Below are 26,964 nucleotides of genomic sequence, written 5' to 3' on the forward strand. Positions count from 1 at the left end.
CGGCCGGCGTGCAGGCGAAGCATGAGCCCGCATACGAGGCCGTCGCGCTGGAAGTCGCGAAGTTGGAGTCTCCGGCCAGCAACGCCGTGCGCTGGGATGACGTCGTCGAGGGCGCCAGCGAGCTGCTGAAGCACACCACCAAGGACCTCTGGCTCGCCTCGTACATGGCCTATGGCCTGTATGCCACGCGAGGCCTGGACGGCGCGGCCACCGGCACGGCCGTGCTCGCCGAGGTGACGGAGCGCTACTGGCAGGACCTCTTCCCGGAGGCGAAGCGGCTGCGCGGCCGGGCCAACGCCGTGGCCTGGTTCGTGGACCGGCTGGGCCGCATCCTGCCCACTGTGGACCAGGCCTCCGTGAGCGCGGAGCCCCTGGATGCGCTGGCGGTCGCGGTGAAGCGCCTGGCCCAGCTCTCACGCGAGCGGTTCTCCGACATGGCCCCTGCGTTCGGGCCGCTCCAGGACGCCATCGCCCGGCTCCGCGCCGGACTCCCCGAGCCCGAACCCGAGAGCGTACCGGAGGGACGCACCGCGTCCTCGGAGGACGCAGACGCCTCGCAGACGCCGGTGGATGGGACTGCGCCGTCCCAGGACGAGGACACCCCGTCCGGCGAGGATGGAGAGACCGCTGTGCGCGCGGCGGACGCTACGCCTGCCTCGCGGCCAGGAGCGGCTCCGGACAACACTGAAACGCCCACGAACGGCAATGGCAACCGCTCCGCTCGGGAGGCGGGCAATGCCAGCACCAAAGGCAAACCTGCTCAAGCCAGCGGTGCTGGAAACAGCGCCGCCCCGGTCAAAGGCAACACCGCCCAGGGCAATCCCACGACAAAGAGCGCCCCCGCCCCGGCCAAAAGCAGCACCGCTCAGGACACCGCCAAAGGCAGCGCAGCCAGCCAGGGCGGCGCCTCCGCTAACGGCACACCCGCCCCACCGCGCGCCGCCATCGAAGTCCCGCCTCTCCCCGAGCTTCCCGCCGCGCCGGATCTGTCCAGCGTGGAGGCGATCACCGACTTCCTGCGCACCGTGGGCGGCGCGCTGCTGGGAGCCGCGGGAGCGCTTCGCCGGGCAAGCCCCGAGGATCCGCTCTCCTACCGCCTCAACCGCATGGGCCTGTGGCTGCACCTGACCCAGCCGCCCGCCACGGATGGCAATGGCCGCACCCAGATTCACCCACTGCCGGACCTGCTGGGAAGCAAGCTGGAGACCCTGGAGCAGAACCAGCGCTGGGGCGAGCTGCTGGACGAGTCCGAGTCGGCCCTCGCCCGCCACCGCTTCTCGCTGACGCTCCACCGGTACAGCGCCACCGCCCTGGAGGGACTGGGTGCCGCGTACGCCGGGGCTCGCACCGCGCTGGTACAGGAATTGGCCATCCAGCTCCGCCGGATGAGCGGCGTGGAGACGCTCCTCTCCACCCTGGGAAGCCCGCTCACGGATGACGCCACCCAGGACTGGCTGCGCGACCACGTCCTCCGCGCGAGCGCGCCCCCACCGGCCCCTTCCGCCGCCGTGGCGTCAGTGTCCACGGCCCTGTCGCTGGGGCCCCTGTCGCTGGGCCCGTCTGTCCATGCAGACAGCGCGGCGCTGGAAGCCGAAGCCTGCACGTTGCTGGAGGAAGGCCGCGTCCACGAAGCTGTCACCCGGTTGCAGGCTGCCGTCACGGCCGCCAGCACCGGCCGCGCCCGCTTCATCTCCCGGCTGGAGCTGGCGCGGTTGTGTGCCAATGCGGGCCAGTTGCCGCTCGCGCGCGCCGTCTATGACGCGCTGGACGAAGAGGTCTCCACCCACGCGCTCGACACCTGGGAGCCAGCGCTCGCCGCCGCGTGTCTGGAGGGGTGGCTGCAAACCCGCACCGCCGCCGAAAAGGAGTCTGGACCGGTGGCAGTGAAATTTCGAAACCGGTATCGTCGTCTAGCGTTGCTGGACTCTTCCGCCACGCTGCGCGTCGGCGCTTGAAAGACACCCGTCGTACCGCGGCGAAGCTCTCCCTCATGCGACGCCCGCGTCTTCTACGCAGTTCTCAAGGAGAAAGCCGCAGATGAGCAAAGAGAGTTCCGTCGCCCCTACCGAGCGCGTCAACATCGTCTACAAGCCCGCCACCGGCAATGCGCAGGAGCAGGTGGAGCTGCCGCTGAAGGTGCTGATGCTGGGGGACTTCACGGGTCAGGAAGACGCCCGTCCGCTGGAGCAGCGCGCGCCCATCAACGTGGACAAGGCCAACTTCAACGAAGTCATGGCCCAGCAGAACCTCAAGGTCACCCTGACCGCCGCCGACAAGCTTTCGGCGGACCCGAACGCCACGATGAACGTGTCGCTCCAGTTCAAGAACCTGAATGACTTCTCGCCCGAGAGCGTCGTCAATCAGGTGCCGGAGCTGAAGAAGCTGCTCGAGCTGCGCAGCGCGCTCAACGCCCTCAAGGGCCCCCTGGGCAACCTGCCGGCGTTCCGCAAGAAGCTCCAGGCCCTGCTCGCCGACGAGGACGGACGCAAGGCGCTCATCAAGGAACTGGGTCTGACCGAAGAGACCAAGTAGCCCTTTCCGGGGGAACCGAATCACCATGGCCAACGAGACCCAGACCCAGAAGTCCACGGGCGTCGCCAATGACGCCTCGCTGTCCCTGCTCGACGAAATCCTGTCCGAGGCCAAGCTGAAGCCGAAGGACGAGGGTTACGACGTCGCCAAGCGCGGCGTGCAGGCCTTCATCACCGAGATGCTGGCGCCCAACCGCTCCGAGGAGCGCGTGGACAAGGCGCTCGTCGACGCGATGATTGCCGAAATCGACAAGCGCCTGTCCTCCCAGGTCAACGAAATCCTCCACGCGAAGGAGTTCCAGAAGCTGGAGTCCTCGTGGCGCTCACTGAAGTTCATGGTGGACCGCACCGACTTCCGCGAGAACACGCGCGTGGAGATGCTGAACGCCTCCAAGGAAGACCTGCAGAAGGACTTCGAGGACGCGCCCGAGGTCACCAAGAGCGGCCTGTACAAGCTCGTGTACTCCAACGAGTACGGCGTCTTCGGTGGCAAGCCCTACGGCATCATCTCCGCCAACTACGACTTCAACGTGGGCCCGCAGGACATGGAGCTGCTCCGCAAGTGCGCCTCCGTGGCCGCCATGGCGCACGCGCCCTTCATCGGCAATGCCGCGCCGGAAGTGTTTGGCGAGGAGAGCTTCCTCAAGCTGCCCGACTTGAAGGACCTCAAGTCGCTCTTCGAGGGTCCGCAGTACGCCCGGTGGCACTCGTTCCGTGAGAGCGAGGACGCGCGCTACGTGGGCCTGGCGCTGCCGCGCTTCCTGCTGCGCCTGCCCTACGGTGAGAAGACGGTGCCGGTGAAGGCCTTCAACTTCACCGAGGACGTCGTGGGCCACCACGAGCGCTATCTGTGGGGTCACGCCTCCGTGGCGCTCACCAGCCGCGTGGCGGACTCGTTCGCCAAGTTCCGCTGGAGCCCGAACATCATCGGTCCCCAGTCCGGCGGCGCGGTGGAGAACCTGCCGCTGCACCAATACGAGGCCATGGGGGAGATCCAGACCAAGATTCCCACCGAGGTCATGCTCACCGAGCGGCGCGAGTTCGAGCTCTCCGAGGAGGGCTTCATCGGCCTGGTGTTCCGCAAGGACTCCGACAACGCGGCCTTCTTCAGCGCCAACTCCACGCAGAAGCCCCGGTTCTTCGGCAACACCCCGGAGGGCAAGGCGGCGGAGACCAACTACCGCCTGGGCACGCAGCTCCCCTACATGTTCATCATGACCCGCCTGGCGCACTACATCAAAGTGCTCCAGCGCGAGCAGATTGGAAGCTGGAAGGAGAAGTCGGACCTGGAGCGCGAGCTCAATCACTGGCTCAGCCAGTACATCTCCGACATGGACGACCCCGCTCCCGCCGTGCGCTCGCGCCGCCCCCTGCGCGCCGCGCGCGTGGTGGTGGAGGACGTGGAGGGTCAGCCGGGCTGGTACCGCTGCAGCCTGCAGGTGCGCCCCCACTTCAAGTACATGGGTGCGTCGTTCACCTTGTCCCTCGTGGGCAAGCTGGACAAGGAGTAGAGCCCGTTTCACCCAGCGTCGGTCATTTCAGCTAGTTTAGGGGCTCCAACAAGCCCAGGCTCAGGGTGAGCCTGGGTCCACCAGCGCGCGGACGCGCGCAAAGCGACGAGGTTGAAGTCATGGCTGAATCAGTACACCTGTACCTGAAGGCGAACGGCAGCGACATCAAGGGCGACAGCACGCAAACCAGCCTGGGCCGCGCGGATTCCATCGAGTGCGTCGCGTACAGCCAGAAGGTCTTCACCGCTCGCGAGGCCGGCTCGGGTCTGGCCACGGGCCGCCGTCAGTACGAGGGCATCGAAATCACCAAGCGCATCGACAAGTCGTCGCCGCTGCTGATGAAGGCCCTCTGCGAGAACCAGGTCATCGACGCGACCTTCAAGTTCTTCCGTCCGAACCCGACGGGCGACGGCACCACCGAGCAGTTCTACACGGTGTCCATCAAGAAGGCCCGCATCAACGCCATCCAGCAGACGGTGCCGAACTCCTTCGTGCCGGCGAGCACCAACCTGCCCCCGATGGAGACCATCCAGCTGGTGTTCCACACCATCAACTGGACCATCACCCAGGGCGGCGTCACGCACGAGGACACCTGGGACACCCAGCGTTGATGTCCGTCCCTCCACCGGCCGTCCGTGCAAGTGGGCTCCGCGGGCGGCCGGGGGTTGGGGTACTCCGTTGTTGAAGGAAATCCATGGGCTCCCGAGGCTTGTTGTCGCGCATCGCTGAAGGCAACGGCACACTCGCCCCGCCTGGCGACGTCGTTGAATCCATCGCCGAGCACCTGCGCAACCTCCTCAACACGCGCAAGGGAGAGTCCGTGGCCTCACCGGGCTACGGCATCCTGGACCTGAACGACATCGTCCATTCCTACCCGTCGGCGATACCGCGGATGACGCAGTCCATCCGGCAGGCCATCCAGGAGTTCGAACCGCGCCTGAAGGGCGTGGTGGTGCACTACAACGCGGACCCGGTGGACCCGACGGCGCTGCGCTTCGACATCACCGCCCAGTTGGCCACGCGGGATCGACGAGGCATGGTGCGTTTCCATACCCAGGTGCACCCGGGCGGACGCGTGGACCTGTGGTGAGCCGGGTGAATCCAGGGGTGCGTGGCGGAGGGCGAGGATGTTCAGCAAGTATTACCTGAGCGAGCTGTCGTACCTGCGGGAGATGGGACGAGCCTTCGGGCTGGCCAACCCCTCTGTCGCCGGCCTGTTGGTGGAGCGCGGCGCGGACCCGGACGTGGAGCGGCTGCTGGAGGGCTTCGCGTTCCTCGCGGCCCGCATCCGCGAGCGCGTGGACGACGACGTACCGGAGCTGGTGCACGGGCTCACCGAGCTGCTGCTGCCGCACTACCTGCGCCCGCTGCCGGCCTCCACCATCGTCGAGTTCACCCCGCACCTGCGCGCGCTGCGCGGCCGCTCGCGGCTGGCCGCCGGGGCGGAGGTGGCGTCCCAGCCGATTGACGGCACCAGTTGCGTCTTCCGCACCACCACGGACGTGGACCTGCTGCCGGTGCAGCTCACCGACGCGCTCCTGGACCGGTCGTCCATCACCGCGCCGGTGCTGCGCCTCTATTTCCAGACGACGGAGCAGGGCCGCGCGGAGGTGTTCCGCGAGCAAGGCCTGCGTCTGTTCATCCACGCCGACCTGTCCGCCGCGTCGGTGGTGCTGTTGTGGCTGCTCCGCTACTGCCGCCAGGTGCGCGTGCGCGGCGCGTCTGGCCAGGGCGACGGCATCAAGCTGCCGGCGAATGCCATCCAACCGGTGGGCTTCCACCGGGACTTCAAGCTGCTGCCCTGGCCGCGCGCCAGCGAGGGCTACCGGCACCTCCAGGAGTACCTGACGCTGCCGGAGAAGTTCCTGTTCTTCGAGGTGCGCGGGCTGGACGCCGCCGCCGGGCTGAAAGAGGACCGCTTCGAGATTGCCTTCCACCTGGAGCGACCGCCGCCCCTGGATGCGCGCATCCACCGGGAGATGTTCCGGCTGCATTGCGCCCCCGTGGTGAACCTCTTCAGCGTGCCGGCGGACCCCATCCTCCACCGCACGCTGGACCGAGAGCACCTGCTGCGCGCGTCCGACCTGCCCCCCAACCACGCGGAGGTTTACTCGGTGGACTCGGTGACGGGCCTGAAGGCCGGGCGCAACGAGCGGCGCGTCTATCGGCCCTTCTACGAGTTCACCCACACCGCGGGCGGGGACGCCGAGCAGTCCTTCTATCGGCTGCGCCGGGCGCCTTCGCCGCTGGACGAAGGAATCGACACGTACATCACCCTGGAGACGCCGCGGAACGTCGCGCCGGAGGTCAACGCCGAGGAAGCGCTGTCCATGGACCTGACGTGCACCAACCGCTCGCTGCCCTCGCGGCTGCAGGTGGGTGACTTGACGGCGTCCACCTCCGCCAGCCCCACGCAGGCGAAGTTCAAGAACATCTCCCCGGTGAGCCGGCCCGCGCGCGCGCCGCTGGGCACCGAGCTGCACTGGCGGCTCCTGTCGCACCTGGCCATCAACCAGCACTCGCTGGCGGACGCGGCCGCGCTGCGCCGGCTGATGGACCTGTACAACTTCCATTCGCTCACCGACAACCTGGCGGCGCGCGCCAGCCGCCTGCGCATCAACGCCATCCGCGCGGTGGAGACAAAGCCGGTGACGCGCTTCCTGGAGGGCGCGCCGCTGCGGGGTCACCGCACCCGCGTGGACCTGGACGAAGAGAACTTCATGGGCGTGGGCGATTCGTTCCTCTTCGGCTCCGTGCTGGAGGAGCTGCTCGCCTCCCACGTCACCATCAACTCCTTCAACGAGCTGAGCATCCGGCTTCACCCCTCGCAGACGGAGTTCGCGTGGCTTCCGAGGAACGGCTCCCAGACGCTTTTGTAGAGACGGCCCAGAAGCTGGCCGAGCTGGCGCCCCGGGTGGGCTTCTTTCCCCTGGTGGCGTTCCTGGAGCGGCTGACGTCGCAGGCCACGCGCGTGGGCGGCGCGGGGCCCGTCAACGAGGAGATGATTCGCTTCCGGCACGACCCGTCCCTGGGGTTCCCCTCGGGCGACGTGTCGTCCGTGACGCTCCACCAGGTGCCGGTGCGGGCGGAGGACCCGTATTCGAAGCGGCCACTCTTCGAGGTGGTGACACGCTTCCTGGGCCTGACGGGCTCGGTGAGTCCCCTGCCCCATTACCTGGCCGAGGAAGTCGCACAGGAGGACCCGGACCACCCGGTGCGGCGCGAGTTCCTGGACCTGTTCCACCACCGGCTGCTGTCGCTGCTGTACCGCATCGAGTCGAAGTACCGCGTCACCAGCGAGACGGACACGTCCTTCTCGGACCAGTGGTCCCGGCGCCTGCTGGCGCTGGGCGGGTTCGACACCTACGAGAAGGCCCTGGAGGGCACGCTGCCGACCTGGCGTCTGCTGCGGATCGCCCCGCTGCTGGCCAGCCGGGCGAGGACGTCCGAGCAGTTGGAGGTCGCGCTCGAGGACGTGCTGGGCGACGACCTGGAGGGCGCGAGGGTGTCGGTGCGCCAGTTCGTGGGCCGCTGGGTGGACATCGACGCCCGGGCGCGGCTGGGCCACTCCAACCACCAGCTGGGGCGCAACATGCTGCTGGGCGGCAAGGCCTTCGACCGGACGGGGAAGATTCAAATCCACATCCGGCCGCTGCCGCCGCGCGCCTACAAGCGGCTGATGCAGGAAGGGGACTTGCTGCCACTGGTGAGAGAGGTGGTGGCCCTCTTCGTGAGGGACCCCCTGGAGTACGATTTGGAGCTGGGGCTCACCGAAGGCGTGCAGCACCAGTTCCGGCTCTCCAGCCGGGAGCCGAGTCAGCTCGGGCGGGACACGTGGCTGGGCCTGAGTCAGCAGACGCAGATGAGTGTCCCCGTGGTGAAATGAGTTGTTAGAGCAGGCGGGCGCGGCGCGCGGGGATTTACGCCGCCAGGGCGCGCCCGATATATCGTCCATCACCGCTTTCCTTTTTGGGGGCTCCCATTCGCGTCGATCCGAAAGCGCTTGTCCGTCGCCTGACGCCCACCTCTACCCGTCTGCTCGAGGCCGCCGTGGCCCGGGCCAGCGCGGGACGGTTCTATGAAATCGTCCCGGAGCACATGCTGGTGCAGATGCTGGAGCCGGAGGACTCGGACGTCGCGCGCATCCTCCAGCAGTTCGGCGTGGACCGCCGCCACCTGCTGGCCAGCATGGAGCGCGCCCTCCAGGGCCTGCGCGCGGGCAGCTCCGGCCGACCCGTCTTCTCCGAGACGCTGTTCCAGTGGTTCGAGGAAGCGTGGCTCCTGGCTTCCGTGGAGCAGGGCGCCACGCGGCTGCGCTCGGGCCTGCTGTTCGCCCAGTTCGTCAGCCGGCGCGCGCGCTACACCGCGGAGCTGTTCCCCGAGCTGGACGCCATCAGCCGCGACGAGCTGATGAGCTCGCTGGACGTGGTGCTGCGGCCCTCGCCCGAGAATGTCGAGGTCGCCTCCGCGGATGCCGCCGCCAGTGGCGCATCAGGAGGCGCGGCCGGTGGCGCGGGCGGCCGAGGGGATGAAGCCCTCAAGCGCTTCGCCACGTCCTTCACCGGCCGGGTGCGCGAGGGGAAGATCGACCCCATCTTCGGCCGGCACCGCGAAATCCGGCAGATGGTGGACATCCTCTCCCGCCGCCGGAAGAACAACCCCATCCTGGTGGGCGAGCCCGGCGTGGGCAAGACGGCGCTGGTGGAGGGCCTGGCCTGGGCCATCGTCCGGGGCGAGGTGCCCGACGCGTTGAAGAACGTGGAGCTGCTGGGGCTGGACCTGGGCCTGCTCCAGGCGGGCGCTGGCGTACGCGGCGAGTTCGAGAACCGCCTCAAGGCCGTCATCTCCGAGGTGAAGGCCTCCCCCACTCCCATCATCCTGTTCATCGACGAGGCGCACACCATCATCGGCGCGGGCGGCTCGCAGGGCGGCACGGACGCGTCCAACCTGCTCAAGCCGGCGCTGGCGCGCGGTGAGCTGCGCACGCTCGCGGCCACCACCTGGGCCGAGTACAAGAAGTACTTCGAGAAGGACGCCGCGCTGGAGCGGCGCTTCCAGCCGGTCAAGGTGGAGGAGCCCAGCGAGGAGGACGCGGAGCTGATGCTGCGCGGCCTGCGCCCCACGTACGAAGCGGCCCACGGCGTCATCATCCGCGACGAAGCCGTCACCGCCGCGGTGCGCCTGTCCAGCCGGTACATCTCCGGCCGGCAGCTCCCGGACAAGGCGGTGGACCTGCTGGACACGTCCGCGGCCCGCGTGAAGATTGAGCTGTCCACCCGGCCCGAGGAGCTGGTGCAACTGGACCAGGAGATTTCGGCGCTGGAGCGCGAGCGCGACACGCGCAAGCGCGACCTCGCCGAGGGCACGGGCGGCCCGGACGAACAGACGTCCCTGGAGGCCGCCGAGGCGAAGCTGAGCGCCACGGTGGATGCACGTGCCACGCTGCACGCGCGCTGGGAGACGGAGCGCACGGCCGTCGCGGCGCTGATGGCGGCCCGCAAGGCCCTGCGCGAGGCCGCTCCGGACACGGACTCCGCGCCACTGAAGGCGGCCGTGGACGAAGCGGCGGCGAAGCTGGCGGCCACGCGCGGCGAGGTGCCGCTGGTACACGCGGACGTGGACGCGGACATCGTCGCGCGGGTGGTGGCGGGCTGGACAGGTGTGCCCGTGGGGAAGATGCGCAGCGACCTGCTGGAGTCGGTGCTCAACCTGGAGGACAAGCTCCGGGGCCGGGTGCGGGGTCAGGAGGCCGCGCTGAAGAAGGTGGCGGAAATCATCCGCATCTCCCAGGCCGGCATCCGCAACCCGGACACGCCCATTGGCGTGATGCTCTTCGTGGGCCCCAGCGGCGTGGGCAAGACGGAGACGGCGCTGGCGCTGGCGGACGCGCTCTATGGCGGCGAGCGCTTCATGACGACGCTCAACATGAGCGAGTTCCAGGAGAAGCACACGGTGAGCCGGCTCATCGGCTCGCCGCCGGGCTACGTGGGCTACGGCGAGGGCGGCCTGCTGACGGAAGCCGTGCGTCAGCGGCCCTACTCCGTCGTGCTGCTGGACGAGTGCGAGAAGGCCGACCTGGAGGTGATGAACCTCTTCTACCAGGTGTTCGACAAGGGCTCGCTGACGGACGGCGAGGGCCGCGCGGTGGACTTCAAGAACACCGTGCTCATCCTCACCAGCAACCTGGCCTCGGACCTGGTGATGCGGATGTTCGAGGACGGCGCGCAGCCCACCTCCGATGAGGTGCTGTCGGTGATTCGCCCCGCGCTCAGCCAGCACTTCAAGCCGGCGCTGCTGGCTCGAATGACGGTCGTCCCCTTCGGCCCGGTGCAGCGCGACGTGATGCGCCAGATTGCCGAGATGAAGCTGGCCAAGCTGGTGAGCCGGCTGCGCACGGCCCACAACGTGGAGACGACGCTGGCGCCAGAGCTGCTGGACGAGCTCGCGCGCCGCTGCACGGAGTCGGAGATGGGGGCGCGCAACATGGAGCAGATTCTCCAGGGCTCGCTGATGCCGGCGCTGTCCCGCGAGCTGCTGCAGCACCTGGTGAGCGGCGCGGTGCCCCCGAAGCTGCATGTGGCCCTGACCGAGGGAGGCGACTGGGACCTCCGGTTCGCCGAGGCCTGAGAGAATCCATGAAACGAACGCTTCAGGCCTCCGCCGTCGCGCTGTCGCTGCTGGCCGGCTGCGCCACCGTCCCCAAGCCGTCGATGTGCTTCGCCGAGGCGGGCCCCAACGCGCGCTCGTTCCCCACGCCGGACACCTGGTTCGCGCTGCTGCTCCACGGCTACGACAAGGACACGGGCGCCAACCCGCGCCCCAGCGTGGACTGCGCCGGTGCCCCGGTGTGGTGGCAGGACCCGGCCGCGGACGAGTGCGTGGAGGCCGGTCCGGACTCGCAGGCCCTGCCTCCCGCGGAGAAGCTCTCCGAGGAGGACCTCGTCCTGGAGACGCTCCAGGCGGGCCAGCGGCTGGTCTGGGTGCAGACGCGGCGCTTCACCAACGGCGAGGCCCTGGGCCCGGTGGCCCTGGTGGAGAGCACCGAGCAGGGCTTCCGCGTGGAGGCCCTGGGCTCGCTGCGCGCCATGGCGAAGCACACCAAGCTGCGCCTGGAGAAGGTGAAGGGCACGCAAATCCTCGTCGCGGAGGGTGACGCGTGCACCTCCGGCGACGAGGAGGTCTGCCGCCGACACGCGCGCATCATGCCGCTGCGCACCAACCGCTTCTTCAGCGAGTCCGTCTCCAACGCGAGCCGCGCCTGCCTGGGCGCCGCGTGGTTCCCCCTGTCCCGGGAGATGACCTTCGAGCTGCCCAACGGGCTGCGCCGCAAGTTCGAGCTGACGTCCACCCTCACCTTCGCGGAGGAGGGCATCAGCGTGCAGGAGCAGGTGCAGGTGAGCGACTCCGACCCGGCCCAGCCGGACGTGGCCCCACGCCTCTACCGTCGCGCACAGGACACACGGACCCTGGAGTTGGCGAACAACGCGTTGGTAGGCAACAAGGCGTCACTGTGGTCGCGCATGGTGGAGCAGCAGGTGCGCATTGGTGCCCGCGCGGTGCCGGAGGCCCCCATCTGGGCCATGCCCGCGAAGAAGGCCCCCACGGACGCCGCGGCCCCGGAGGCGGCCAGCAAGGCACAGGCCCCCGCGGCGGCGGGCGCAGCCAGCCCACCCGCCAAGGCGGCGGCCAAGAAGCCCGCGGGCAGCGCCGCGACGTCCAGCGGCCCGTGATTCCAGGGCCTCATGGCCCCGCCACCGGCCCCCGTGAACCTTCGGTTTTCCGAAGCGCTCACGGGGGCTTTTCCTATTTGCGGCAAAAGCGTCACGACGACAGAGATAGAGGCGTGGGCCCATGGTGGGCCCCGGAAGGAGCGTCCTGGATGCGAGTCGAAATCCGAGCCCGGAACATCCCCCTCACAGAGACCCTTCGAACCTACGCCGAGCGTCGCGTGCGCTTCGCCCTGGACCGGCTGTCCGACAGGGTGAAGGAAGTCGTCGTGCGGCTGGAGGATGCCAACGGCCCCAAGGGCGGCGTGGACCAGGTGTGCCGCGTGGCACTCCGCCTGGAACACGGGCGGGAGCTGGCCATCGAATCCTCGGACACCAACCTGCTGGCGGCCATCGACCGGACGCTGGAGCGCGCCAGCAACGCCGTCACGCGAGCGGTGGGCCGCGCGCAGCGCCAGGACGGCGCCCGGCTGCGTGACGCAGCATGGCAGCCCGATGAGGCCGCCGCGCTGACATGATGTGACGCAGGCACGGCCGCCCCTTTCCGGGCGGCCGTGGCCTGTCCCGAATCGAAAGGATGCACATGCAGGGCGGCACGGGGATGTTGGCGAGGCTGAAGTCCACCTGGGCCCGTGCCCGGGAGCGGCGATGGGTGCGATGGGGCGTGGACCTGGCCGTGTTCGCCCTCCTCTTCTCGGCGGTGGCCGCGTGGCAGGCCCGGAACCTTCCCGGAGCGGGGACACCCGCGCCCGCCTTCACCCTCCAGACGCTGACAGGTGACACCGTGCGGCTGGACGCGCTCCGCGGCAAGCCGGTGGTGCTGGCTTTCTGGGCGCCCTGGTGCGGCGTCTGCGGAATGGAGTCCTCCAACCTCTCGCAGCTGCGCAAGCTCGCGGGGGACTCCGCGCATGTCGTGTCCGTCGCCGTGGCCTATGAAGACGAGGAGGCCGTGCGGCGCTTCGCCCGGGAGCACGCGGTGGACTACCCGGTGCTCCTCGGGGACGACGCCATTCAATCCGCCTTTCGCGTGAACAGCTTCCCCACCGTGTTCTTCATCTCCTCGGAGGGGCGCGTGGAACGCGCGGCGGTGGGCTACACCACCCTGGCCGGACTGTTCTGGCGAATGGTGCTTTAGCCCTGGCTCACGCCGTGACTAGAGGCGGATGAGCTCCACGTCATCCATGTGGATGAAGTTGGCGGAGTTGCCCGACGTGGCGCGGGTGTGGAAGCCCAGCTCCAGGTAGCCTCCCGTCACGGAGATGGGCGGCGTCTCCACCATCGTCCAGTCGCCATGGTTCCCCAGGTTGGTGAACACGGGCGCGCACTCGCCACACGTCTTGGCCTGGAGACGCGACAGGTCGAACCCGCCGTTCTTTCGCACCCACGCGCGGACCTTGTACGTGCCCGACGCGAGGCCCGACACCGGCTGGTATGTCCAGACCTCGAAGGGCGTGCCGTTCGTCCAGTGCGTCAGGTGATAGGCGCCGGTGCGGCCCCCGTTGTACGTCTCACTGAAGTCCGCGGCCTCGGTGCCGTTGGGGCTCCAGGTGGCCCAGCCCGTCATGCCGTTCTCGAAGCTGGCGTTGGTGAGTGACGCGGGCGGCGGCGTGCTCCCTGGCTGGTACCAGCGCACCCACTCCACCTCCATCGTCTTCGTCTGGCCCCAGGGCAGCGCGATGGCGTCCGGGTGCGGGTGGCCGTACCAGTTCCCACCCAGAGCGAGGTTCAGGAGGATGTAGTGGTTCTGCTGGAAGGCCGCCTCGTTGTGGGCGAACTCGTTGCCGCGAATCTCGCCGTCCAGGCGGAAGATCATCCGGTTGGCCGTCCACTCCACCTCGTACGTGTGGAAGCCGTCCGCGATGCTGTACCCGCGGTTGGCGCCCGTGCCCCAGCTCTGCTGCGCGCCATTGGCGAACCAGTGCGCGGCGGACTTCATCCACGACGCGTCGTTGGAGTGCCACTCGAGGATGTCGATTTCGCCGCTCCGGGGCCACCCGACGTTGGAGATGTTCGCGCCCAGCGTCCAGAACGCGGGCCACATGCCATAGCCGGACGGCACCTTGATGCTCGCTACCAGCTTGCCGTAGCGGCGCTCCACCTTGCCCTTCGAGTGGATGCGGCCCGAGTAGTACGAACGCGGCCCGTAACCCGCGCAGCGTGAGTCAAACGGCGCGTCGGCCGTCCGCTGCGCGGTGAGGATGAGCTTGCCGCCAGCGACGGTGACGTTCTGCGCGCGGGGGAACTCCAGCTCCCCCGTGCCGAAGTTGCAGTTGTTGGTGACGGGGTCGAAGTTGCTCGTCAGCACCGTCCAGTTGGCGGAGTTGAGGCTGTTGCCCGTGAAGTCGTCCTGCCACGCCAGGTTCCAGCCCGGCCCTGGGTCATAGGCCCGCTCGCCCTGCGCCTGCGTCACCAGGGGAAGGGCTTCCGCGTCGGACAGCTCCGGCTCCGGGGAACAGCCGCCAACCAACGCCAGACTGCTCGCGGCCCACAACATCGAACGCAATGCGTGTCGTTTGTGCATGTCTCGCTCCAGGGGTTCCCCTGGGACATAGCCGCCCTCCTCCGCCACACAAGCAGCTTTAGTTGAAATATCAGATTTCAAAGACTTTCCACCTAGATGGAGTAGTCCCCCACGAAGACGGTGGCGGACCGGACGTCGGCGCGCACGGAGTCCCCCTCCGCCACGCCCAGCGCGTCGAACTCCGAGCGCGGTACCTCCACCGTGACTTCGTCCCCGCTTGGTAGGCGGAGGAACACCTTCACGTAGCCTCCCACCGGTTTGAGCCGCTCGACGCGGCCGGTGGCGGTGGAAGCGCTCGCCGCGCCCGCGACTGCCTTCGCCAGCTTGATGTCATGCGGACGGACAAAGGCATGCACTGGTTCGCCCTCGCGCGCAGCGGCGGGAGCCGTCACGGACAAAGCCCCCATGGCCGCCCTGCCCGCCTGGACGTGGCCACGCAGCACGCTGGCGCCTCCAATGAATGAGGCGACGAAGGGAGACGCGGGCCGGTCGTAGATGTCCGCGGGAGAGCCCGCCTGGGCCACGCGGCCCTCGCTCAGCACCACCACGTGCTGGGAAATCTCCAAGGCCTCCTGCTGATCGTGCGTCACCAGCAGCGTCGTCAGCCGCGTGCGCTCGTGCAGGGCATGGAGCCATTCCCGAAGCTCCTCGCGCACCCGCGTGTCCAGCGCACCGAAGGGCTCGTCCAGCAGCAGCACGCGGGGGCGGATGGCCAGCGCGCGCGCGAAGGCCACGCGCTGCCGCTGCCCGCCGGAGAGATGGCCGGGATAGCGGCCGCCCAGGTGCTCCAGTTGCACCATGCGGAGCATCTCCTCCACACGGGCCTCGCGCTCCGCCTTGGGAACGCGCCGGACCTCCAGGCCAAAGGCCACGTTCTGGCGGACGGTGAGGTGCTTGAAGAGCGCGTAACTCTGGAAGACCACCCCCACGCCACGCTGCTGCACTGGCATTTGCGTGCTGTCCACGCCATCGATGAGGACACGGCCCTCGTCGGGAATCTCCAGCCCGGCGATGAGCCGCAGCAGCGTGGACTTGCCCGCGCCGGACGGTCCCAGCAGCGAGGTGATGGCACCCTCGGGGGCCTGGAAGGACACCTTGGACACGGCGGGACTGCCACCCCGATTGAACCGGCGGGCGACCTGTTCGACGACGATGCTCATGACGGCTGACTCCTCCACTCCACAAACTTCTTCACCACCAACGTCACGAGCGCGAGCAGCGTCAGCAGCGACGCCACGGCGAACGCGCCAGCCAGGTCGTACTCGTTGTAGAGAATCTCCGCGTGCAGCGGCAGCGTCGTCGTCACTCCGCGCACGTGGCCGGACACCACGGACACGGCGCCGAACTCCCCCATTGCTCGCGCGTTGCAGAGGATGACGCCGTACAGCACGCCCCACTTCACCTTCGGCAGCGTGACGGTCAGGAAGGTGCGCCAGCCGCTCGCGCCCAGCGTCAGCGCCGCCTCTTCTTCGTCGCTGCCCTGGGCCTCCATCACGGGCAGCACCTCGCGTGCGACGAAGGGGAAGGTGACGAACACCGTGGCCAGGACGATGCCGGGCACGGCGAAGATGACGCGGACGTCGTGGTCCAGGAGCCACGGCCCCAGCCAGCCCTGCCGGCCGAAGAGCAGCACGAAGATGAGCCCCGCGATGACGGGCGACACGCTGAAGGGCAGGTCGATGAGCGTCATCAACAACGAGCGTCCCCGGAATTGGAACCGCGCGATGAGCCACGACGCGGCCAGGCCGAAGACGAGGTTGAAGGGCACGGCGATGGCCGCGGCCAGCAGCGTCAGCCGCATGGCCGCCAGCGCCGTCGGGTGCGTCAGGGCGGCGACGTAGGCCTCCCAGCCCTTCTGGAAGGCGAAGGTGAAGACGGCCACCAGCGGGACGATGAGGAAGACGCCCAGCAGCAGCACCGCCGCGCCGATGAGCCCCCAACGGACGAACGCCGGGCCGCTCAGACTGCGCGCGCTTCGGCGCAAGACAAGGGTGGATGGATGCATGGCGCTCACGCTCCCGGCCGGGCTTCCAGCCGACGCTGGCTCCAGCGATGGAGCAGGTTGACGGTCAGCAGCAGTGAGAACGACGCCCCCAGCATGACGATGGCGATGGCCGTCGCCCCCGCGTAGTCGAACTGCTCCAGCCGGGTGATGATGAGCAGCGGGACAATCTCCGTGCGCAGCGGCATGTTGCCGGAGATGAAGACGACGGAGCCGTACTCCCCCAGCGCGCGGGCGAAGGCCAACGTGAAGCCGCTGAGCAGCGCGGGGAAGAGCGCGGGAAGGAGGACGCGCCGGAAGGTCTGCCACGGAGAGGCGCCCAGCGTGGCCGCGGCCTCCTCCACGTCCACGTCGATGTCCTCCAGCACGGGTTGCACGGTGCGCACCACGAAGGGCAACCCGATGAACGTCAGCGCGATGGCCACGCCCACGGACGTGTAGGCCACCTTGAGCCCCAGCGCTTCGAGGTACTGGCCGTACCACCCCTTCGCGGAGAACAGCGTCGTGAGCGTGAGCCCGGCCACGGCGGTGGGCAACGCGAAGGGCAGGTCCACCAGGGACTCCAACACGTCGCGGCCGGGGAAGCGGTAGCGCACCAACACCCATGCCACCAGCAGGCCGAAGACGACGTTGGCGAGCGCGGCGGCCAGCGAGGCCCCGAAGCTGAGCCGGTACGCGGCGAGCGCGCGCGGCGTCGTCACGGTGCCCCAGAACTCCTCCCAGCTCAGGGAGAAGGTCCGCAGGAAGAGGCTGGAGAGCGGAATGAGGACGATGAGGCCCAGGTAGAACCAGCTGAAGCCCAGCGACAGACGGAACCCCGGGAGCACCCGGTGGCGAGTAGGATGGGACATGGCGGGGTGTCCTCAGTCCGCGCGGGGCGCGTAGATGCGGTCGAAGAGGCCGCCGTCGGCGAAGTGCGTGGCCTGCGCCCGCCGCCAGTCGCCCGCGACTTCCGCCAGCGTGAGGCGCTTCAGACCGGGGAAGGCGGACGCATGCCTCGCGGCGACGACCTCCGAGCGTGGCCGGAAGTGGTGCCGCGCCGCGATCTCCTGGCCCTCGTCCGAATAGAGGTACGCCAGGTACGCCTCCGCCACGGCCCGGGTGCCCTTGCGGTCCACGTTGGGGTCCACCACGGCGACGGGTGGCTCGGCGAGGATGCTCACCGAGGGAATGACGACCTCGAAGCGCGCCTGCCCCACCTCGCGGATGAGGAGGAAGGCCTCGTTCTCCCAGGCGAGGAGCACGTCCCCCAGGCCCCGCTCGGCGAAGGTGGTGGTGGCGCCCCTCGCGCCCGAGTCGAGCACCGGTACGTTGCGGAACAGCTTCTCCACATACGCCTGGGCCCGGGCCTCGCTACCGCCCTCGCCTCTCAGCGCCTGTCCCCACGCGGCCAGGTAGTTCCACCGCGCGCCGCCCGACGTCTTCGGGTTCGGGGTGATGACGGTGACGTCCTCGCGCACCAGGTCGTCCCAGTCACGGATGGCTTTTGGGTTGCCCTGGCGCACCACGAAGACGACGGTGGACGTATACGGCGCACTGTTGTGAGGCAGCCGTGCCTGCCAGTCCGCCGGAAGGAGCTGCGCCTTCTCGTGCAGCATGTCCACGTCGTACGCGAGCGCCAGCGTCACCACGTCCGCCCGCAATCCTTCGATGACGGACCGGGCCTGTTTGCCGGAGCCTCCGTGGGACTGCTGGATGGACACCTGCTGGCCACGCGTGGCCGCCCAGTGCTTCACGAAGGCCGCGTTGAGGTCCTCGTAGAGCTCCCGCGTGGGGTCATAGGAGACGTTGAGCAACGTCACCGTCCCGTCGGGTGACGCATCACTGGAGGCGCGCGAACAGCCCGCCACGGACAGCAGCAGGGCCAACGGCATCCAGTTCCTGGCGCGCAACAGCGCGAGACGTTCCATGCGGGACCTCGGGGTGAAGCAAGGGGCCACGCGAGAAAGTCAAAAGCCCACTCCCTCGCGGGCAGTGGGCTTTCCGGAAACAGCTCAGCCAGGGGCGCTCAGGCCACTGGCGGACGGACGCCCACCGCGGATGCCGGACAGCAGCAACACGTCTGGTGGGTCGAGCGCGTCATCAGTCCCCACACGATGCCCCGGCACCCGCGACGCTGTCAACGCGACCACCCGGGCCCTCCAGGAACGCCCTCTCCTTTTCCACCCCGCCCCGACGGTGCGCTGGCGCTTCGCCCTTGATGCATCCGACGGCCTGTCAGGCCGGGCCCGCATCGTGAGCAGGTCCGGTCAGCTCCCGCTGGCTCATGCCGTCACGCACGGCACCGTTTTCACCTGAGCCCTCACCCATGAACTTCCGTTTTCAATGCTGGTTGCAGCGGCACGTCAGCGGCCGGGTGACGCTCACGCCGTTGGCGCTGCGCCGTCTCGCGGTGCACGCGGACTCGCTGGAGGCCGCCACCGAGGAGCTGACGCTCGCGCTGGATGACCAACTCTCCCGCGTCCACCCGCGGCGCGTGCCGGAGTTCATCGCCCCCACCGGAGGGACGCTCGAAACGGTGGAGCTGCCCGCGATTCCCGTCTGGGGCGCCGAGCAGAATCACTTCGCGCCGCTGACGCTGTCCGCCGTGGTGGCTCCCACGCTCAATGCCTTCCTGGGCCTCCACGCGCCCCGCCTCAACAGCCACCACTGGTTCCAGGGCAAGACACTCCCCGCCGAGGCCCAGGAGCTGCTGGGAGATCGCCTGGAGGGAATGTCCGACGCGGAGCGCCTTGCCCTGCGCCCGGATGGCCCCGAGTCGCTGCTGGAAATCGAAGTGCGGGCCACCCCCGTGGCCCTGTCGGACCTCACGCCTCGCGAGCTGCACCGTGACATTCGTCCACCGCCGCGCCCTCCGGACGCGCCCGCCGACCTGGAGGACGACACGCGAGAGGACGACGAGGACGAAGACACGGAGGCGCTGGACCTGGACAGTTGGGAGCCACGCCGCCGCACCGCGCATCGGGGCCCGGGTGAGCCGCCCGCGAAGCCGCCGCCTACGCCCACCCTGGACAGCGTCGGCGTGGCCGGCACCGGCTCGCGCAGGAAGGGCAGCTCGACTCGGCCTACGAACAGGATGCGCTGGTCGCCCTGCTCCGCACCCGGCTCGCGGCCAAGGACGCCGAACCGGTGGTCCTGGTGGGGCCTTCGGGCGTGGGCAAGACGTCGGTGCTCCACGCGCTCGCCCAGTCGCTGCGCGCCCCCACCGCCACCGAGGCCGAGCGCGCCCGCCCGTTCTACTTCCTCGACGGAAGCCGGCTCATCGCGGGCGAGGGCTTCTTCGGAGACTGGCAGCAGCAGGTGCTGCGCGCCTTCCGTGAGGCCACCGCGGCCCGGGCCCTGCTGTCCCTGGGCCATGCCGTGGAGCTCCTCGACGCGGGCAAGAGCGCCCACAGTGACCAGAACGTGGCCCAGCTGCTGCTCCCCTCCTCGCGGCGCGTGACGTGGCCGTCGTGGCTGAGGCCACGGAGGAGACCTGGGCCCAGGTGGAGCAGCGCAACGCCAGCTTCGCCCGGCTCTTCTCGGTGGTGCGCGTCGCGGAGCCCACGCCCGATGCGCTCGGCCGCATCGTCGCCAAGGTGGCGGAGGACGACGCCTTGGCCGCCGCGATGCAGGTCCAGCCCGACGCACTCGACGAGGCGCGCTTCCTATGCCGCCGCTTCCTCCCCTACGGCGCCCAGGTGGGCAACACCGTGGCCTTCGTGCGCCGGCTGCTGGCGTCGTGTGCCCAAGCCTCGCGCACCTCAGTCACCCGACTGGAGGCCACCCGCCAGTTCGCCTCGGAGTCCGGCATCCCCGAGCACCTGCTCCGGGACGACCAGCCGATGGAGTCCGCACACGTGCGCGACTTCCTCGCCTCGCGAGTGATGGGGCAGGACGCCGCCGTGGAGCGCGCGGCCTCGGTGGTATCAATCCTCAAGGCCGGCATGTCGGACGTGCGGCGCCCGCTGGGGGTGCTGCTCTTCGTGGGCCCCACCGGCGTGGGCAAGACGGAGCTGTCCAAGGCGCTGGCGGAGCTGCTCTTCGGTGCGAAGGAGCGCATGGTCCGCCTGGACATGGGTGAGTACGCCGGTCCGGACGCCCTGCTGCGGTTGATGGGAGACGGAGAGACGCCGGGCTATCTCACCTCGGCGGTGCGCCGGCAGCCCTTCTGCGTGGTGCTGCTGGACGAGGTGGAGAAGGCCCACCCCGCCGTTCACGATGCGCTGCTGGGCGTCTTGGGCGAAGGCCGCCTCACCGATGCCTCCGGGCGCTTCACGGACTTCCGCAACGCCCTCATCATCCTCACCAGCAACCTGGGCGCGGACACCCTGCGCGCCCGCGTGGGCTTCGATGCGTCGGGCGGTGCCCCGGACATGGCCTCCCTGCGCGCGCACTACCTCTCCGAGGTGCAGCGCTTCTTCCGGCCGGAGATGTTCAACCGCATGGACGACGTGGTCGTCTTCTCGCCGCTGTCCGCCCCGCTGCTGCGCCGACTGGTGGTCCGCGAGCTCGAAGCCGTGTGCCGCCGTCCCGGCCTCTCGCTCCATGATGCCCTGCTGGAGGTCACCCCCGCCGCCCAGGACTGGCTGGCCCTGCGAGGCTTCGACGCGCGGTATGGCGCCCGCCCGTTGAAGCGCGCGCTGGAGCGCGAGCTGGTGGTCCCCGTGGCGGACTGGCTCGCGGCGCATCCCCGCACGGGGCCGGCGAGCCTCACGGTGGACACGGGAACCACGGGACTCGAACTGCGCGCCGAGTCCCTGAGCGCCGCCGCCGAGGGTGGAGGCCGAGAGGCCATCGAGCGGATCCTCGAGGAAGCAGCCACCGTGCGCGCGGAGGTCCAGCGTTGGAGCCGCTGCGCGCCCATGCACTCCCTGCGCCGCGTCCTGGCCGTCTTCGACAAGGTCTCCCGGCACACCGCGTACTGGGAGGAGCGGGCGCTGGCCGAAGAAAACTCGCGCAAGTCATCGGAGGCGCGAGCGCTGGAACAGTCGCTTCGCGAGTGCGCCCAGCAGGCGGAGGCCATTGAGGACCTGCTCTTCGAGGCCCACCTGTCCAGGACCGTGGAGCAGGTGGAGTCCCTGAGCCGCGAGGTGAGCCAGGTGAAGGCGGCCTTCGCGCGCATCCGGCAACGCATCTACTCCTCCCTCTTTCCCCCGTCACATGGCGCGACCCTCTACCTGGTGCCAGGCCGCGGCGCGTGGAGGCAGGCGCGCATGCTCGCCACGGCCTATGAGCGGTGGACCCAGAAGGCGTCCATGGAGAAGCGGCGAGGCCTGCTCGCCGTCCCCGAGCGCAAGCCCAGCGAAAAGGCCCATCGCACCCCTCCGCCGCCGCAATGGCGGTGGACCGACGATGAGACCTTCGACAAGCTCGTCGTACAACCGGTCGCCTATGCGATTCAGGTCAAGGGCGGCCCCCACGCCCTGCTGCTCGCTGGCGAGCACGGCCTGCATCGCTTCATCGAAGGCAGTCAGATTTCGATGGTGCATGCGTACTTCGAGCCGCGGCCCCTCTCGCTGTTCGACCTCGCCTCCCGGGAGGCGTTGCAGAAGCAGTTGCCGAAAAACGAGGTCCGTCAGGTGCGCCTGTCGGGCAGCGGTTCCGGCCAGGGGACGCTGACGGACCTTCGCACCGGGGTGCAGCAGCGCTTCGGCCTGGAGGGGCCTGACCTGGAGCCCCTGCTGGAGCCCTGGATGCAGTGGCGCGTCTTCAACAGCCGGGACGAGGACTGACGACATGGACCTGAAGCTTCCCTTCGTGGTGGCCCCGCTCAGCGGCCGGCTCGTCGAGGCCTGGGTGCCCACCTTCTTCCCGGCGCTGCACAAAGCAGGGCCCAGCCTCTCCATGCTGCGAGACGAACTCGCGCTCGCTGTCATGGAGCGCTTCGAGCGCGAGTCGCCCTCCCAGGTGGCGCAGTACCAACTTCCCCCCCACTTCGCCCTCAAGCACGTCACCGTCGATGCGGAAGGAAGGGACCGGGAGAAGAACCGGCGCGTCGTCCTCCAGGGCACCATGTCCGTGCTGCTGGAGAAGTGGCCCCGTGACACCTTCTGGGTCGTCACCCCCACCCGGCTCCCCGCCGCGCGCTTCGCGCTGAACCAGCCCGGGGACCTGCCCCAGGCGCTCGCGCGACGGCTGGTGGCCTGGTGTCTGGAACACAACCTGGACTCCCTGGACGCGCACTGGGCCCAGGGCCGGGAGCAACTGGAGCTCCTGGAGGTGGATGCCTATGCCCCCTCCGTCCTCCCGCGCACGCCGCCGCGACCGGCCCTGCCCGCGCGACGCCGCCGGGCGAAGAACCCGGAGAAGGAAGACACCGCGCCCGAGACGCCAGAGCAGCGGGAGCAACGCCGCAACCGGCGGCGCCTCACCCTGGTGGAGCTCCGGGCCGTGGCGCGCAACCTGAGCCACGGTGCCCGAGACGGCACGCTGGAGCGTTGCTTCGGCCGGGAGGCGCTGGTTCGCGAGCTCGTAGAGGCGCTCGAAGGCCGCGAAGGCTCCGCGCTGGTGCTGGTGGGTCCCCTGGCGCGGGCAAGACGGCCCTGATTCATGAAGCGGTGAGCCGGCTCACCGCCCGGCAGGACGCCGCGGGCGTGCGTCGCGACGTGTGGCGCGTGGACGGCAACCAGTTCATCGCAGGCATGATGTACGTGGGCCAGTGGGAGGCCCGCGCGCGGGGCGTGGTGAAGGAGCTGATGGAGGTCAGCGACCTGCTCTACGTGGACGACCTGGCCTCGCTCGTCTACGCGGGCCGCACGCGCAATGAGCGCACCAACGTCGCGCAGTTCCTGGAGCCCCACATGGCCCGGGGCGAGCTCACCGTGCTCGCCGAGTCCACACCCGAGCGCTTCGAGCGCGTGCGGGAAGAAGCCCCCACCCTCGCCTCGCTCTTCCGGGTCATCCACGTCCCCGCGCTGGATGCGCGTGCCACGCTGCCTGCGCTCCTCGGCACCGTGCGCGAACTGGAAGCGGAAGGCACGGACAGCTCGGTCCGGCTCTCGCCGCTGGCGCTGGAGACCCTGCTCTCGTTGCAGGAGCGCTTCGTGTCGCACGAGGCGTTCCCGGGCAAGGCCGTCCGTCTGCTCCGCCGGGTCATGGCCCGACAGGGCGTCAGCACCTCGGGCACCCGGCGATTTTCGTCAGGGGACGTCATCGACGCGATGCGGGAGCAGACGGGCCTACCGGACTTCATCCTGGGCAGCGCCCAGCCGAAGAAGCGCGAAGCGCTGACGTGGGAGATGCAGCGGCAGGTGGCGGGCCAGCCCGAAGCCGTGGAAGCCGTGGTGGACGCCATCCTCACGTTGCAGTCCGCGCTCCAGCCGTCCGACAAGCCCCTGGCCACCTACCTCTTCGTGGGCCCCACGGGCGTGGGCAAGACGGAGACGGCGAAGGCGCTCGCGCGGACGCTCTTCGGCGGAGAGCAGCGGCTCATCCGTTTCGACATGTCGGAGTTCGTCACGTCCTCCAGCATCACCTGGCTGCTCGGGCGGCCCGGCGCGCCCGACGGCGAGCTGACCACCGCGCTGCGCACCCAGCCCTTCTGCGTGGTGCTGTTCGACGAGGTGGAGAAGGCCCATCCCCGCGTGTTCGACGCCCTCCTCCAGTTCCTGGGTGAGGGACGGCTGACGGACGGAGCGGGACGCACGGTGGATGCCCGGCAGTCCGTCGTCGTGCTCACGAGCAACCTCGGCGTGCGCGAGGCCGCCACCCACACCGGCTTCCACCGCGCCGCGGACAGCGCGGAGGCGCACTACCTCTCCGCCGTGCGTGCCTGGTTCCGCCCGGAGTTCTTCAACCGGCTGGACCGGGTGGTGCCCTTCCGTCCGCTCACGCCCGCCGCGCTGCGCGTGGTGGTGGACCTCGCGCTCGAAGCCCTGCTGTCGCGCCATGGCATCCGGCAGGGCAACGTGCTGGTGGAGGTCGAGCCGCGCCTGCTGGACCTGCTGGTGGAGGAGGCCTACGACCCGCGCTACGGAGCCCGCCCCCTCAAGCGCGCACTGGAGAAGCGCCTCACGTTGCCCCTGGCCCACCACCTGGTGCGGCGGAGCGCGGACGACCTCGCGCGCGTGGAGCTGCTACGGGACGGCAATGACCTGCGCGTGTCGGTGGAGGTGCTGGTCAACGCGCCTGCGTGGGCACCCGAGCGGCCTGCCTCTGCATGGAGTCTGGCGGAGGTTTCCCGCCTGCTCGAGGAGACCCGTTCGCGGCTGGAGGCGTTGATGTCGAAGGAGGTGCCCGAGGCGGGAGAACTGGCGGAGCGACTGCACCGCCTGGCACTCGAGGCCACGGACATCCGCGACTACGAGCTGGTCCCGCGCGACTTCCAGGACGCGCCGTCGCCCGCGTCCACCGTGAAGCAGATGCTGACATCGCACTCGAGTCACGTGGGCCACCTGGGCCTGCGGCAGCGCCCTGTGTATGAGGAGCGCCCGCTGCACGTCTCGAACGAAGAACAGCTCCGCCGCGCACAGCCCCGGGTGTTGGCCCTTCGCGACGAGACCGCCTGGGTCGAACATCAGCTCACGCACCTGGCGCGGGGGACGGACGTCGTGACGGTGTTGGTGGAGGGGCTCGGCGACGCGACGCCATCCGCGGTGTGGACCGTGGCCCACTCCCTCCCCAGCGCGCTCGGGGAGTCGGCGATGTACCTGGAAGCCGTCCATGCCGACGGGCGCACCGAGTGGTTCCAGTCCGGAGACGAGCGGTCCGAGGACCTGACGCTTCGGCGTGTCGCCGTGCGGATGTCAGCCATCGGCCTGCGCGAGGTGCTGGCGCCCCTTCGAGGCTATGCGCTGGTAGACCTCGTCCATGGCGATGGGCCGCGTCAGGTTCTGGTCCGCCTGGAGCACCTGTCCGAAGACATCGGGAGTCTGGAAGACGTGCCGCGCGTGATGGCGGCATGGGATGAGGCAGTCGTCCGCGAACGCGATGCCCGTAGAAGCGGCGCCGCGTCAGCGGGCGCGGCCAGCCACGTCATCCTGCGTGGCCGCGAGGGTGTCACGACTGGACGGCCGCACGACTCGACCGAACTCACGCACGTCGCGAGCGGACGCCGCCCCAGGGAGGCGCTCGCATGGGCCGCGAGGGTGCTCCGGGAACCCAGCCAGGGACACGACTGACATGGAAAAGAACGTCCACCTCTTCGTGCGCACCTATCCCGGGCTGGGCGTGGCGGCGCATGTCCTCACCCACCCGCACCTGGCGGCCTTCGCGCCGACGCTGCACGCCGCGAGGCTCGACATCGCGGCGGTGGTGGGACGGCTCCTCAAGCGAGGAGAGCTCTGGGACGAGGAGACCCACTGGAGCGATTTGCGCCAGCGGAAGACGACGCTGACGGTGCGCGCGCTCGAACACGGGAAGATGCTGTCCGTCCCCCTGCGCCTCACCGTGCTCACGCACGGGGTGAAGGCCCGCACCGCACGCAAGGGAGCACCGACGCGCCAGTCCCTGCGCGTGTGGGTGCCCCGTGTGGACGTCAAGGGCACGCTGCACGATGCGGCGGACCTGGAGCCCTTCGTCGAGGAGCTGGTCCGCCACGAGCTCTATCTCGCGTCGCTCGACCGACTGCACTCGCTGGCCTATGTGGGCGAGGAACAGGTAGAGACGCTGTCAGTGCCCGTCCGCTTCCGGGACACGCCGCGTGCCCGCGCGCTCGATGCCGCGAAGCCGCAGCGGCGCCAGGCGCCACCACCGGGGCTCGCGGAAGCCAGCCGGTGTCTCAATGAGGAAGCCCGCGCGGGTTTGCTGGAACGCGCCTGGGAACGGGACCTGGAGGTGTCTCGGCTCGCGGAGGCTGTCACCTCGCGCACCCGAGCCAGCGTGCTCCTGGTGGGCCCGTCGTCCGTGGGCAAGACGGCCCTGGTTCATGAGCTCGTGCAACGTGCGGAGGCGGCCACCACGGGTTCGCCGCTTCACGGGTTGGAGGTCTTCAGCTCCTCCGGAGGCCGCATCATGGCGGGCATGCGCTACCTGGGGCAGTGGCAGGAGCGCGTGAAGCACATGGTGGAGGCCCTGCGTGTTCGCCGGGCCGTGCTGCACCTCGACAGCCTGTCGGAACTGCTGTCCCTGGGGAGCGGCGACACGGGGCTGGATGTGGCGCGTCAGTTGCTCCCCGCATTGGAAAGTGGCGAAGTCTCTCTCGTCCTGGAGGCGACACCGGAGGACGTGGCCCGCGCGGAGCGGACCCACGCCGCGTTCCTGCAATCGCTCCGGCACATCGCCGTGGCGCCCCTTTCGGCCCAGGCCGCACGCACCGCGCTTCAGCAGGCCTCGCATCGGGTGGGCCGCGCTCGCAAGGTGCGCTTCACGCCCGACGCGTTGGACCGGGCTGGCGAACTCACGGAGCGCTTCGGCTCGGGCCCTTCGCCCGGAGGCGCGGTGTCCCTGCTGCGCGCCGCCAGCACGGAGTCCGGCGCGACCGGAGAAGTGAACGCCGCTTCGGTGACGCGCGCCTTCTGCACCCGGACCGGGTACCCGCTCGAGCTGGTGGACTCCGCCATCCGGTTGGACCCGGATGCCCTGCTCCGCCGCTTCCGCGAGCGCGTGGTGGGCCAGGACGAGGCCACCCTCCTCCTGCGCAACCTGGTCGTCACGCTGAAAACGGGCCTGGCGGACCCCTCGCGTCCGCTGGGCGCCTTCCTGCTGCTGGGCCCCACCGGCGTGGGCAAGACAGAGTCGGCGCTCGCTTTGG

General features: G+C 69.6%; 19 protein-coding genes and 2 pseudogenes. 16 read left to right on the plus strand and 5 right to left on the minus strand.

Going from position 1 to position 26,964, the window contains the following annotated elements:
- Positions 1-8: 8 nt before the first annotated feature.
- The 11 genes from tssA to QEG98_RS25665 all read left to right on the plus strand — a co-directional run bounded on the left by tssA (position 9) and on the right by QEG98_RS25665 (position 12,904).
- Positions 9-1,955, plus strand: a complete 1,947-nt coding sequence (gene tssA / locus QEG98_RS25615; protein WP_316563151.1) for a type VI secretion system protein TssA — start codon at positions 9-11, stop codon at positions 1,953-1,955.
- Between the two features lie 82 nt (positions 1,956-2,037).
- Positions 2,038-2,532, plus strand: coding sequence for a type VI secretion system contractile sheath small subunit (gene tssB, locus QEG98_RS25620; protein ID WP_011554793.1), 495 nt, complete (start codon positions 2,038-2,040; stop codon positions 2,530-2,532).
- Between the two features lie 25 nt (positions 2,533-2,557).
- Positions 2,558-4,042 (plus strand): type VI secretion system contractile sheath large subunit, encoded by a 1,485-nt coding sequence (gene tssC / locus QEG98_RS25625; protein WP_011554794.1) that lies wholly within the window; start codon positions 2,558-2,560, stop codon positions 4,040-4,042.
- A 119-nt stretch (positions 4,043-4,161) separates the two neighbouring features.
- The gene (gene tssD / locus QEG98_RS25630; protein WP_090493021.1) at positions 4,162-4,653 is read left to right on the plus strand and encodes a type VI secretion system tube protein TssD; all 492 of its coding nucleotides are present in this window, start codon (positions 4,162-4,164) and stop codon (positions 4,651-4,653) included.
- A gap of 83 nt (positions 4,654-4,736) precedes the next feature.
- Positions 4,737-5,132 (plus strand): type VI secretion system baseplate subunit TssE, encoded by a 396-nt coding sequence (gene tssE, locus QEG98_RS25635; protein WP_090493023.1) that lies wholly within the window; start codon positions 4,737-4,739, stop codon positions 5,130-5,132.
- 37 nt (positions 5,133-5,169) lie between these two features.
- Positions 5,170-6,921 (plus strand): type VI secretion system baseplate subunit TssF, encoded by a 1,752-nt coding sequence (gene tssF / locus QEG98_RS25640; protein WP_316563152.1) that lies wholly within the window; start codon positions 5,170-5,172, stop codon positions 6,919-6,921.
- A complete protein-coding gene (gene tssG, locus QEG98_RS25645) occupies positions 6,885-7,928 on the plus strand; it encodes a type VI secretion system baseplate subunit TssG (protein WP_316563153.1) in 1,044 nt (347 codons plus the stop codon). Before tssF ends, tssG begins: the two co-directional genes overlap by 37 nt.
- Positions 7,929-8,011: 83 nt before the next feature.
- Complete coding sequence (tssH, locus tag QEG98_RS25650; RefSeq protein WP_316563154.1) at positions 8,012-10,669, plus strand: type VI secretion system ATPase TssH; 2,658 nt, start codon at positions 8,012-8,014, stop codon at positions 10,667-10,669.
- Between the two features lie 8 nt (positions 10,670-10,677).
- On the plus strand, positions 10,678-11,772 hold the full coding sequence (locus QEG98_RS25655) for a hypothetical protein (RefSeq protein WP_316563155.1): 1,095 nt from the start codon (positions 10,678-10,680) through the stop codon (positions 11,770-11,772).
- Between the two features lie 149 nt (positions 11,773-11,921).
- A complete protein-coding gene (locus tag QEG98_RS25660; RefSeq protein WP_090493031.1) occupies positions 11,922-12,287 on the plus strand; it encodes an HPF/RaiA family ribosome-associated protein in 366 nt (121 codons plus the stop codon).
- Positions 12,288-12,346: 59 nt separating this feature from the next.
- Positions 12,347-12,904: a peroxiredoxin family protein gene (locus QEG98_RS25665; RefSeq protein ID WP_316563156.1), complete on the plus strand. Its 558-nt coding sequence runs from the start codon at positions 12,347-12,349 to the stop codon at positions 12,902-12,904.
- A gap of 18 nt (positions 12,905-12,922) precedes the next feature.
- On the opposite strand, the gene QEG98_RS25670 is transcribed toward QEG98_RS25665, so the two are convergent.
- The 5 genes from QEG98_RS25670 to QEG98_RS25690 form a co-directional block, all read right to left on the minus strand.
- Positions 12,923-14,290, minus strand: coding sequence for a glycoside hydrolase family 16 protein (locus tag QEG98_RS25670; protein ID WP_316563157.1), 1,368 nt, complete (start codon positions 14,288-14,290; stop codon positions 12,923-12,925).
- A 92-nt stretch (positions 14,291-14,382) separates the two neighbouring features.
- Entirely contained in the window at positions 14,383-15,450 is a 1,068-nt protein-coding gene (locus tag QEG98_RS25675) for a sulfate/molybdate ABC transporter ATP-binding protein (protein ID WP_316563158.1), read from the minus strand.
- Positions 15,447-16,295 (minus strand): sulfate ABC transporter permease subunit CysW, encoded by an 849-nt coding sequence (gene cysW / locus QEG98_RS25680; protein WP_090493258.1) that lies wholly within the window; start codon positions 16,293-16,295, stop codon positions 15,447-15,449. Before cysW ends, QEG98_RS25675 begins: the two co-directional genes overlap by 4 nt.
- A gap of 5 nt (positions 16,296-16,300) precedes the next feature.
- Positions 16,301-17,143 (minus strand): sulfate ABC transporter permease subunit CysT, encoded by an 843-nt coding sequence (cysT, locus tag QEG98_RS25685; protein WP_316563159.1) that lies wholly within the window; start codon positions 17,141-17,143, stop codon positions 16,301-16,303.
- Between the two features lie 12 nt (positions 17,144-17,155).
- Complete coding sequence (locus QEG98_RS25690) at positions 17,156-18,166, minus strand: sulfate ABC transporter substrate-binding protein (protein ID WP_316567966.1); 1,011 nt, start codon at positions 18,164-18,166, stop codon at positions 17,156-17,158.
- A 1,294-nt stretch (positions 18,167-19,460) separates the two neighbouring features.
- Here QEG98_RS25690 and QEG98_RS25695 point away from each other — a divergent pair.
- The 5 genes and pseudogenes from QEG98_RS25695 to QEG98_RS42180 form a co-directional block, all read left to right on the plus strand.
- Positions 19,461-19,640: pseudogene (locus tag QEG98_RS25695) on the plus strand (hypothetical protein); the annotation flags it as partial.
- 104 nt (positions 19,641-19,744) lie between these two features.
- Positions 19,745-22,006, plus strand: a complete 2,262-nt coding sequence (locus QEG98_RS25700) for an AAA family ATPase (protein WP_316563160.1) — start codon at positions 19,745-19,747, stop codon at positions 22,004-22,006.
- A gap of 4 nt (positions 22,007-22,010) precedes the next feature.
- Positions 22,011-22,820 carry a hypothetical protein gene (locus QEG98_RS25705; RefSeq protein WP_316563161.1) on the plus strand — a complete coding sequence of 270 codons (810 nt, stop codon included), beginning with the start codon at positions 22,011-22,013 and terminating at the stop codon, positions 22,818-22,820.
- A gap of 11 nt (positions 22,821-22,831) precedes the next feature.
- Positions 22,832-25,393 carry an AAA family ATPase gene (locus QEG98_RS25710; protein ID WP_316563162.1) on the plus strand — a complete coding sequence of 854 codons (2,562 nt, stop codon included), beginning with the start codon at positions 22,832-22,834 and terminating at the stop codon, positions 25,391-25,393.
- A gap of 241 nt (positions 25,394-25,634) precedes the next feature.
- A pseudogene (locus tag QEG98_RS42180) lies at positions 25,635-26,963 on the plus strand (AAA family ATPase); the annotation flags it as partial.
- Position 26,964: the final 1 nt, after the last annotated feature.

This window comes from Myxococcus sp. MxC21-1 (assembly GCF_032612255.1).
Lineage (GTDB): Bacteria > Myxococcota > Myxococcia > Myxococcales > Myxococcaceae > Myxococcus > Myxococcus virescens.